Below are 11,844 nucleotides of genomic sequence, written 5' to 3'. Positions count from 1 at the left end.
TTTTTACTTCTGGTAGAACACAAGTAGTTAATGACAGTGATGAATAATGACATGCAATAGAGGCCAATCAGTAGAAAACCATGGCCGAGACACGGTAAAAGTCTGTTTAGCGTCTTTACTCAATCGTTATTGTTCTTATCAATGATTGCTGCGATGAGCATCATCGCTCAGTCCGAATGATGGTTTGGGATAGTTGATGATTGATCTCATTGCTCAACCCGGACTGAGTAGGGATATAAAATTTGGCGAAGTTATTTAGCCAACAGTTCTCTTCGGACGATGTCTGCACCAGCACTTAAAGCATTTAGCTTGCCTCTTGCTACTCGACGAGATAAAGGCGTCATGCCACAGTTGGTGCAAGGGTAGAGCTTATCGGCGTCAACAAACTGTAGTGCTTTTCGCAAAGTATTGGCAACTTCCTCTGGTGTTTCAATGGTATTGGTTGCCACATCTATGGCCCCAACCATGACTTTTTTACCTCGAATGAGTTCAATGAGTTCCATTGGTACATGAGAGTTTTGACATTCCAGTGATATTATATCGATATTCGATTTTTGTAGTTTAGGAAAAATCTCTTCATATTGTCTCCACTCTGTTCCCAGCGTCTTTTTCCAATCTGTATTGGCTTTAATGCCATAACCGTAGCAAATATGTACGGCAGTTTCGCAATTAAGCCCTTCAATTGCTCTTTCTAAAGCGGCAATACCCCAATCGTTTACTTCATCAAAAAAACGTTAAATGCGGGCTCATCAAATTGGATAATATCGACACCAGCAGCCTCTAACTCTTTGGCTTCCTGATTAAGAATTTTGGCGAATTCCCAGGCAAGTTTTTCGCGGCTTTTATAGTGACTATCGTAGAGCGTATCTATCATAGTCATGGGACCTGGTAGGGCCCATTTAATGGGTTGCTTGGTTTGCTGACGTAAATATTTGGCATCTTCAACAAAAACGGGCTTTTGGCGAGACACGGCACCCACGACGGTCGGTACACTCGCATCGTAGCGATTACGAATTTTAACGATCTCACGTTTTTCAAAATCAACGCCGTCGAGATGCTCAATAAACGTAGTGACGAAATGCTGTCGCGTCTGCTCGCCATCACTAACAATATCAATACCTGCCTGTTGTTGATCTTCCAGGCACAAACGCAGGGCATCTTGTTTGCCCTCAATTAATTCCTGATCTTGTAATTTCCAGGGAGACCAAAGTGTCTCGGGTTGAGCAAGCCAGGAAGGTTTAGGTAAACTGCCAGCAGTCGAAGTGGGAAGTAACTTTTTCATAATAGATGACCTTGTATTTTGATTAATCAAAGAACGGAATTAGCAGACCATTGCTCAAGAATAGTTTGGTAAGGTTTGATGAAGTGCTTCTCAGTAAACTTTCCCTGCTCAACAGCTAATTGGCTACGTTCTTCTCGATCATAAACAATCTGCGTTATAGAATAATCCTGATGATTCAGGTTTGGTTGGTAGTATTTTCCTGCTGCAGAATTAGCATTGTAAATCTCAGGTCGATAAATCTTTTGAAAAGTCTCCATCGTGCTGATGGTACTGATAAGCTCAAGATTCGTGTAATCACTGAGTAAATCACCAACAAAATAAAATGCCAAAGGCGCAACACTATTTGGCGGCATAAAATAGCGAGCCTGCAACCCCATTTTCGTAAAATATTGGTCAGTTAAAGAAGATTCATTCTGCTGATATTCGACGCCCAATACAGGATGCTCATTACCTGTTCGATGATAGGTATTTTTGCTTGAAACACTTAGGCATATAACAGGTGTTTTATTGAAGTTATCTTTGTAAGCCTTTGAACCAATGAATCTTTTAAAGATATTACCATGCAAAACGCCAAAACTCTCCGGCGTGCTAAATTTGGATTGATTATTATTGTGCTCTGGGAGTAGTACGCTGAAGTCATAATCACGTACGTAAGAGGAGAAATTATTCCCTAAAATACCATCAATGCGTTCGTTGGTTTTTTTATCAACGATATTTGTTTTCAGTATTTCAATAACTGGGAAGGCATCACCGTTGCCGTCAGCATCAACATTCAACTCAGCGGATATAATTTCAAGCTCGACAGAATAACGATCGCCTTTGGGGTTATCCCAATGCGCCAATGCGTTGAACCGATTGTCAATCATCACTAAGGCGTTACGCAAGTTCTCTTGGCGTTTCTCACCTCTAGCCAAATTAGCAAAATTAGTAGTGATACGCGTACTTTCGGAGGGGTTATAATTCTCGTCGAAACGAATGCTTTTAATAGTAAAAGTAAATTCTTTATTCATTGTAATCGGGCATCCTAAACTCTGAGATAAAAAAACCTGATTTTTTCATTGCTTTTCAGCATGTCCTAAATTTCATTTGTGGTTTTCTCATTCAGTAGCCTTTATATTATCTATAGTTAATTACAGAGCATATTTTATGCCTGACTCACTGGGTGAGTAAAAGTGATTTAATTTCATTAAACATGAGTCTTATTCATGATTGGGGGTGCGGTAAGCAAAGGCATTGCGGCAGAAACCCTGATCGAAATGATTTAAAGCTGGAGTCCATAGGGTGTAGAGCGGCTAACTGTTGGGGCGTGATGGACGTCTCCCTCAGCGTAAAATCTGCCACTTATGCTGGTCTTGTTGAATAAAATGCATGTTGCTGAATGACAGGATCAGAACACGCATAAGTCTTGTCCTGCTCTCCGATGGTTAGCACACCGCGATGTTGGCCATGTCATCATCAATCACGTGAGGGCATCCTTTGGAAAAGCGTTTTCCGAGGAACAGATCTTCATGAAGCCGAAACCGGGGTTTCTGCCTGCAGGCTTTGCTGTAAACATACCACCTCAGATCCATCTTCTAAGCCTGCCGCAATAAACCTGGCGGGATGGAAGTGTCGAAGTTAAACGCCTAAAGGCTCGTGAAGAAGAGAATGCCCGCCTGAAGTGGCTGCTTGCCAGAACCCTACTGGATAAGGAGATGCCTCAGGTGGATTTAGGGCAAGAGTACTGACGACAGATCAAAAGCGAGAGGCGAGTAATGTGTAATGCGACAGTTCTGTTGCAGCGTCATGTCTGCAGGCTGACAGATTTGGCCCTGTTAACATGTCGCTATAAGTCACAGCACCCGGACGCTGGTGCTTATTTATCTGCAAGCATAACTGAATTGGCGCTAGCACGCAGGCGTCTCGGTTAGCGATGCGTTTGGCAACTTCGGCGGCGTGAGAACCATTACGCAAATCCGAAGCATGTCGTTTATCATCTCAGCGGCCAAGCCATAAACGCACACGTCGCAAGTGACTTGCCACTGAGCGGCTTTCGCTGCTGTACCCGAAAGCGGCCAGCCTGACGCAACAACACGTGTCTGACATCATTTATGACTGGCGGCAGCACAACAACGAACGTCGGCTACATGCAACGCTAAATTATCTAATACTATTAGCGCCTGTAGTGATGTTGCGAAACGGAGAATCCGTCAATTAAGACCGGCATTTTTTACTGATGGAGGTATCTAACCCTTGAACAGATTATGCTGACAGTACAGGCAGTATCTTGTTAAAACAGGCGTTCAGAATAACCAACTGAAACACCTGTATTAGAGCGTTCAAAGAGATAATCGATTAGGTCAGATATCCAGCCGATAAAAGAACGGATGGCTCATTATGAGCTTCCGTTGACGGTTTAGATTGGGGACTCAAAAGATGCGCATCGCGTTGGCTCACTGCTTTCCCAATGTTTCTTCTTAGCTCATAGCCGTCCGAGGCAGTTTGGTGTCAACAGCGGACATATCAAACCTTATTTCTTCTTGTTCAGCATCGACTTTAAATCGGCAAAGGGATTATAGGTTGCTGCATCAACATCATTTTGCGCGTCCTCCCCGCCACAACGCTTGTCCCGTACTGATCAGCTTCAGTGTACTTCGAGTGTTCATGGTCATGACAATACAGACACAATAACTCCCAGTTACTGCCGTCTTCCGGGTTATTGGTATGGTCGTGATCAATATGGTGTACCGTTAATTCGCGGAGGTTTGAATAAACAAACTCGCGCGCGCAGCGTCCACAAACCCACGGATAGATTTTCAATGCTTTTTCGCGGTAACCATTTTCCAGCCGCGTGTAGTTTTTTGGAATCAGAGCCATTACCGATGTCACCTGTTATAAAGAGTTAATCTTACATTTGATTGTTAGCTGGCTAGCTTGCTTAACAGGGTACTCCAAGTTGAATACTAAGTCCGCTCCTCACCTAAAATTCGATTAGAAGACCCGCTAAATGCAGATATCAAGGAGAATGCGTACTAATTGATCCTCGACTTACTCCTTTCCGTTTTACCACTTCTGTCATGAGTTTTTGAGCGGCTAATCGGCTTTTTGAGCAATGAATCGCATGAGTTTATTACTGAAAGCTTATCTCTTACTGTGTAGGCCTGAGAAGTGCGTAAGCAAAGGGGATGATCCGGCCAGTACTGATCACTAAGGAACATATGGCTATGCAACTCAAAGATATACAGACCGATTCTCTGCAATGACCACTGTAGCGAGAAGATCGCTATGTATAACCACTGTAGCGAGTAATCTAAAGAGGCTATCCACTATAGCGAGTAAATAGCGGCATCTGGGCTTGCTAACTATCCACTGTAGCGAGTAAACCTGCTCATGCGGTAGTCATGATGAGCAATGTTTGCCTGGATAACCACTGTAGGGAGTATAAAAACGAGTATAACCACTGTAGCGAGTGAAGTTACTGCCCTAACAAGCTAACCGCTATAGTGAGAAATTACAGAATGAATGCGTGGTTGTTGTCATGTTAGTGATTACTAACATGAGTAGTGACATGGCTTGGCAGGTTAGTAGTTACCAGGGCGGTTTAAAAGAATAACCACTATGAAGAGTAAAATACCTCGTTACAGTGGTTGGTTACTCGCTATAGCGGTTACTTGATAAGAGATCAAAAATACTCATCACAGTGGTTAGTGAGCCTTCTTACTCTCGCTACAATGGATAGCTTTTGCATTGCTTACTCTCTGCAGAAAGCGCTAACTCTTTTTGCCCTTTCTGATTTTCTCAAGCAGCGCCATCTCTTCACGTGAAAGCATCACCATCTCTCCGCCCTTCTCATTCACGTCCGGCTCGTTATCAAGCTCATCATCATGAATATCAGGCAGGCTTAACGGTAGGTCTGCAGGCCTGAGTTTTGGCCGGCGATAATGCACGGCAAAGTAAACCGTATTGCCACGCTTTAGCTCTGTGTAATCCAGGTAACCAATCTCTTTAAGCTGCAACATCGCCTTTCTGACCGTGGCATTTTGCGTAATAGCACGTGAGGTGAGATTAAGTCTGGCGCGTAAGCGTGCCATTGATATTGGGGCTGGATCGGTAGGAAGGCTTTCAATAAAAGTGTAGAGCGCCTGTGCAGACTCTTTACGAGAGAGTTCATTGATGGCCCTTAGCTGAAGAAGGACTTTTTATCGAACTGATAGAGCTCAAAGATTTTGGGATCTGCCTGCAAGGTTACACTGTCGTTTTTGACGCTGTATTTTGCTGACTGAACAAGGTGAGTGATGTAAGTATCACCCTCTTTGTTTGAAAAAGAGATGGTGTTAGTGGCAATACGCTTCAAGGACGAATCTAAACGGTCTCTGAGCTTCGCAGAGGAGCGCACAGAGGGTATGCCACATAACTTGGCGAAATCGACGAAAGGAAGCGTTACGCTGTCTCCCAGAACCTTATATTTGGCAAAGGCATGAATGATACCGACCCAGGTTTTGAAATCGTTATCCATATCCAGCCGGGCACCAAGGATCTTTATATTCTCATAGCCTTCAGATTTGACGATCGACAGCTGTTTTAGCTCATCAGTAACGTCCATTGAAGAGAGTTGATTCTTTTGACCTCGAGCCGTGGATTTCAGCGTAGGGACAAATAAACCCAGTCTCATCAGGGCAACGGGCTGAACTGTGTTGTTACTATTGGGTGTAAGGTTGATAACTTCACCGGTTCGCTTGTCAGTTTCGCTAAACGCTTCCGCTATCATATTGTTTTCTTGTTCTTTTTTCGGCATCGGAAATTCCGTGATATGAACAATTAATAATCGCCGTTACTGGTTATAGTGGATACTAGCACTCACTGTAGCGGTTAGGCTACTTACTACAGTGGTTTATTTCCTCGCTATAGTGGTTGCTTTACTCACTACAGTGGATAGTGATCCCCTTTCAGAGCAGGCAGGGCAAGGGATGGCTGCACATGGGGATCTTATAGGAACTATAGGGATCTTATGAGGATCTGTTATTGGATCTACCCATTGAATAACTCGCTCAAATAGTTACCAGAAACTGTGCATATCTTCATCATACTTTCTTCGAATTCAATATCCTTCACTGCAAGGCTCAACCGCGATGGGTTATTTCGTTCATTTCGTAGCCAGAAGTTAAGCACAGGATAAAAGCACAGTTACTCGCTATAGTGGTTTTCATCTACTCTCCAGCGCGGTTAGTAACACTCGCTACAGTGGTTGTTTCACTACCTATAGTGGTTAATCTTCTCTCCATAGTGGTTATAGAAGCCCTTAAAGGCCTTATACAGCAAGGGCTGCCAAGGTACGGGGATCTATTTAGGATCTATATATGATCTATATAGGATCGACTGATTGGATCTAGCCTGTGAATAACGGGGAAAAGTGATTCATAAATATTTGAGAGCGATATACAAAAAGAGACAACGCAAGACGCAAAGTTAACGGCCTGTATTGGCAGTGAATCTACATTTTTTCAGATTGAACAACCCTTCACCTTAACGCTCAGTTTTTGACACCGCCCTACTCTGTTCAAAAAGGTGACATTCGTTGAAACTTTACCTTCGCAAAGGTAGGTCCATGCATGACGAGCAACGTAACCTGTATTGTTTGAAACCGGGCAAAAGAATTCTTTTAAATACATCAAATATGCTTTTCTGATCGACAACCTCTTTAACCACATAAAATATGTGGTTTTTAAAGGATGTTAATAATTAAAATAATGGCTCATTATATCTGTGAAGTTAACGTATTAACTTACTGATAATTAAGTTTAAAGATGACGACAATAGACATTTTAAAATGGGAAGATCTTGGTTCCTGAGTTTGCCGTTTCTGATGAGCAAAACCAAAAACACTTTTATAACGATATTTTCCCTTTACAGGCATATACGAACGTAATGAGGAAGGCTTCGGCTTTCTGAAATTAGACGAGGGAGAACATAGGATTGATCAGACTGGTGCGAGAAGAACTTTTGATGACGGGGATCAACGATATGATTTCTCTTTTGCAAAGAGGCTAAATGTTCAGATACAGGTCACTTATGTCGAGCCTCTGTAAGTTTCACCCGCTCAACACGGCATTACACTTTTTATCATGCTTAGCTCTCACTCGTTTTGTGGATAAAACTTTTTTACGTATAGAAATAAATCCGTCATCAGTACGTACATCAACAGTTTTAACGCCGACATGAAAGTGTTGCACATGCTTAGACTAAAAAATTAGAACAGATCATTTTAGAAATAGAACTCGTTAAACCTATCTACTGCTTAACACACTGCTTATCTTCTCTATTGAATATGTCGTTAAATCCAAATGAACCGCCCTCCCCTTTGCTCATCCTTATGTGACGCCTATACATGTACCATCACTTAATAGATCCTCGCACTGCCGTACAAAACAAGCTTTTGAAAGCAGTAATTTACAGCAGAAAGCGATTGCCCAGAATCGTATGCCAGCAGCAGAACATTTTTTTCACCCTTTGAATATGCTGCTAACTATATGACAATAAGGGGTTTTTGTGAGATTTTCATGATGAAAATACCCTAACTAATCTTTTGAATTTTTCGATTGCGTACGAATAATCAGGGTACATTGCACCAATTTGCAGTTTGGTGGCTCAAACTCACTAAGATATATATCTGCGTATACCTACCTAAAGCAGATTTAATTTGATGAGGTAATGCAAATGTGAACGGCACAGCAATATTACTTGCTCGCATCTTAGTTTTTTTAAAAAATTTATTATCGTTCAGCATCATCAGGCCAGGTTGCCAGATCCAGACTCTAGATAATTTTTCTCTTAGCTATCAAGCCGCATGCTTTTTTAATATTGCTGAATGTAGCAATAATAACTCGCAAACACAGCGTGAAGTGAACATCAGACTCTTTATTTTCCATTAGAAAGAATAGAGGTAGTCTACGAAACGTGAACTTCAGATTCGTTTCACCAACCCAATGATTTAAGTGATCACTATGAATTGAATTAAGCTTTGAGCGTTACACGTTCTTTATCCTGCGTAGCACTGCTTTGACCCGGTTGTTAATAAAGGTGGAATTAGTTTGCGGGATTAGATATGGCTGTCAAATGCACGCTTGTTAAGTAGCTATGATCTTCATAAGCACTCATACGTTATATGCTCCTACTATTCTGTTTTTTGAAGCGCAGCCGCACTGCTCTCTGCTAAATTTACCTTGAGGAGCTAAACTTTACTTATTGATGGCAGTTCCATGCTTCAAATTAACTTTAGCGTGATAAGTCAGCGAAATTTACATGACTTCCCTGGTTGTTATCAGCAATTAAATAAGGTGTGTGTACCGTTTGAATAGTTGAGAAGGATTTGACGTGACGCTCAACATAGTTGTGCTTTAAATTGTAGTTCATCTCATGAATGCGTTTTTTACAACTTAAACCGAATAAGCCAAAGTTGACTAGAAAAAATACGACCCAAGGCGTCTGTGAATTAACCGGCGTAAAGATACTTGCGTAGAGTTTCTACAACGTTGACAACTACTGTGAAGTAGTCAAACAAACCTGATCTGCCATTACCTCTTTTGAAGCCCTTAAACGATACGTAATCCTCTTTAGCTTACCTCAGAAGCGAATACCGACAGCCTTCCCTCGAGACTAATCGCATTTGATTCCCATACTTCTAATCTCATTATTCATAAAATATATCACCTTACCATTTTAATTATATGCTATTGAATCTAAAGGAATATATTATAATTTTCATGATGAAAACACCTCTTTGCACTCGTCTTTAAGACTTTACGATAGCGGAATTTGGATACCCCCTCTTATGAATAAACCCACAAAGTTATGCTCGAAACACGCAGCCTTCTAAGCATCATTTACTGTATTAAAATGATTACAGATAGAAGCATTGATTTCCCCTAAAGAGAAGAAATGCTCTCGATCTGAAAAGCTCTTGCTTATAAGCGTGTTGAAACTGCAACAAAGCAATAAAATCGCTTCAGTAAGAACAGCCAGCCAAATTGTTGTTGTAAGAAAAGGTCAATAATAGATGTGCATTTTCCTTGTTACGCGACTTAGCGTTATATCGTTATGAACCTTATTTAGGGTAAATGTCAGTTTCTTTCTTTTAATTCAAAAGTAGTAATTTGAAATCATCTAATAATGAACCGCATGCTTTGATCCACCTAGTCAGAAAAAATCCAAGTTTTTGGGATTTTCCTAAAAAATTGGCAGATTTCAGTTTTTTGTGTAGTATGCCAAAAAACATTAATACTGAGGTGCTTATGAAGCGTGATTACGGTGGTGTGCTGGAGATGGCGACGCGTGCTAATTCCATGTTGCACGGGTTAAGCAGTCACATTGAACAGCAGCGGCAGGAATTTAATCAAACAAGCTTTTATCAAACTTTTTCCCGCAACGCTGTAGCTAACATGCCTTTGCTGAGTAAACACGCTGTCGTTGCTGCCATAAATGATATGGAAGAAGCCGGTTATCAGTTTGGTAAAAAGCAAACGGGCAGCACTTCACAATACGCACTGAGCTTACAAAACGTCATCGACATCTATCAGCATCGCAAAGTGCCAAAGTACCGCGATAAGCATGAAGGGCCATTCGTTGTATTTGTGGTGAGCCTCAAGGGTGGCGTGTCTAAAACCGTCAGCACTGTCACGCTTGCTCATGGTATGCGCGCCCATCCGTCCATGCTGCACAACGATTTGCGCATTTTGGTCATCGATCTTGACCCGCAGGCATCCAGCACCATGTTCTTAAGCCATACCAACAGCGTCGGTTCTGTACTCGAGACGGCTGCCCAAGCGATGCTTAACGATCTGGATGCGGATCAGTTGCGTGCTCAATTCATCAAACCGACAGTCATGCCAGGCGTTGATGTTATACCTGCTTCAATTGATGACGGCTTTGTGGCCAGCGATTGGGAAGAGCTGGTTGCGGAACATTTACCAGGAGTTGCACCTTCAGAAGTGTTGCGTCGAAATGTGATTGATCGCCTGGCAGGCGACTACGACTTTATCTTCCTTGATACGGGTCCGCATCTTGACTCCTTTATGTTGAATGCCATCGCCGCCAGTGATGTTCTGCTTACACCGACACCGCCTGCACAAGTTGATTTCCATTCAACGATGAAGTACCTGACGCGCCTACCGGAAATGCTTGAGCGCATCGAGTCAGAAGGGTTGAGCCGCGACTTAAAGCTAATATTGGCTTTATGTCGAAGATGACGTCTAAGCATGACCATTTAACCTCTCAGAGCTACGCGCGCGAAGTTTTTACCAAATCAATGCTGGACTGCGGTTTACCGCGATTGGATGGATTTGAGCGCTGCGGTGAATCCTTTGATACTGTGATAAGTGCAAATCCTTCTTCTTATCCTGGTAGTGCGGACGCATTACGTAAAGCCAAACATGAAGCTGAGCAGTTCTCACGGGCTGTTTTTGACCGCATTGAATATATCAGGAGCACGCTGTGAGCGATCCAAAACAACTAAAGCGCATCGGCCGAACCCTTGGCCAATCAGCGATCGCGAGTATGATCGACAGCAGTAGCCAGTCTCGCGTCTTCACGCTGAAGTCAGGAAAAACAGCGACCTTTGTTCGTCAGTTAGTGCCACATGATGATATTGAAGCGAAAACTTTTGTTGATCCGCAGATCAATGGACGTGACCAAAAAACGTTGACGGAAGAGTCCGTTAAAGACATTACGCGGACTATCACCTTACAGCAGTTCTTTCCAGCGATTGGCCGTATGAAGGGCGATCGTGTTGAAATCATGGATGGTTCGCGTCGTCGAGCGGCTTGTCTTTTCTCCGGTGCCAGCCTTGAAGTCCTGACTACCGTAGACGAACTCGATATCAGCGATGCGCGCCAGCTAGCTGCAGATATACAGACAGCTAAAGAGCACAACCTACGCGAGTTAGGTTTGCGCTTCATGTTGCTGCATGAAGCAGGCATGAGCAAAAGCGATATTGCCAAAGCTGAAGGTATCTCTAATGCCAAGGTGACGCGTGCTTTTCAAGCCGCCGCAGTGCCAGTGGAATTTATTGAGCTGTTCCCGGTGGTTTCAGAATTGACGCTTCAGGACTATCAACTGCTATTGGATGTTTGGGAAGAGGCGAAAGCGGAAGCTGTCGACATTACAGATGTAATCGCGAAGGTTAAGGAAAAGATCACCGAAGCTGAGTTGCCAAACACCAGCAATGCTGACGAGAAGAAGTCTGCAATCCTGGGATTCTTCAAAGCGACGAAACGGCAACTAAAAGCGCCTGTTAAGATCAATAAAGCAGTTACAGAAAAATTGGCAAGTTTTACCACGGCTAATACCTATGCACGTCGTAAAACCAATGAAGAGAAGCGCACTGTGCAGTATGAGTTCAGCCGTTTGCCGAAAGAGATTGCAGATCAGATCGACCGCTCAATTAGAGAAATTTTGGCGACAATGAAATAACGCCGTTGAGTAGGGCAGGGGAAGGTGCTGAGTTCTCTGCTTTATGATTACATTTAAGAAGCCGGCTACGAGCCGGTTTTTTATTGGTTTTGATAATTTAAAATGTTAGTGGCATTTCA

At 42.8% G+C, this 11,844-nt stretch carries 2 protein-coding genes and 5 pseudogenes; 3 read left to right on the top strand and 4 right to left on the bottom strand.

The features are described from left to right. Nucleotides 1–251 precede the first annotated feature (251 nt). Together KQP84_RS01670 and KQP84_RS01665 are read right to left on the bottom strand one after the other, a co-directional pair. Nucleotides 252–1,282: pseudogene (locus KQP84_RS01670) on the bottom strand (methionine synthase). A gap of 26 nt (nt 1,283–1,308) precedes the next feature. Then, nucleotides 1,309–2,292 carry a DUF1852 domain-containing protein gene (locus KQP84_RS01665; protein ID WP_215844952.1) on the bottom strand — a complete coding sequence of 328 codons (984 nt, stop codon included), beginning with the start codon at nt 2,290–2,292 and terminating at the stop codon, nt 1,309–1,311. Nucleotides 2,293–2,753: 461 nt separating this feature from the next. Here KQP84_RS01665 and KQP84_RS24970 point away from each other — a divergent pair. Continuing rightward, nucleotides 2,754–3,293: pseudogene (locus tag KQP84_RS24970) on the top strand (IS3 family transposase); the annotation flags it as partial. A gap of 498 nt (nt 3,294–3,791) precedes the next feature. Here KQP84_RS24970 and yajD read toward each other — a convergent pair. Further along, a pseudogene (yajD, locus tag KQP84_RS01660) lies at nt 3,792–4,138 on the bottom strand (HNH nuclease YajD). 893 nt (nt 4,139–5,031) lie between these two features. Beyond that, nucleotides 5,032–6,056, bottom strand: a pseudogene (locus tag KQP84_RS01655) (RepB family plasmid replication initiator protein). A 3,493-nt stretch (nt 6,057–9,549) separates the two neighbouring features. Here KQP84_RS01655 and KQP84_RS01650 point away from each other — a divergent pair. Continuing rightward, nucleotides 9,550–10,751: pseudogene (locus KQP84_RS01650) on the top strand (AAA family ATPase). 59 nt (nt 10,752–10,810) lie between these two features. Further along, a complete protein-coding gene (locus KQP84_RS01645) occupies nt 10,811–11,725 on the top strand; it encodes a ParB family protein (protein ID WP_215844987.1) in 915 nt (304 codons plus the stop codon). Nucleotides 11,726–11,844: the final 119 nt, after the last annotated feature.

The organism is Candidatus Pantoea bituminis, from assembly GCF_018842675.1.
Classification (GTDB): Bacteria; Pseudomonadota; Gammaproteobacteria; order Enterobacterales; family Enterobacteriaceae; genus Pantoea; species Pantoea phytostimulans.
Note: the sequence above shows the minus strand (reverse complement) of the source record. Positions and strands in the feature narration are given on the sequence as shown.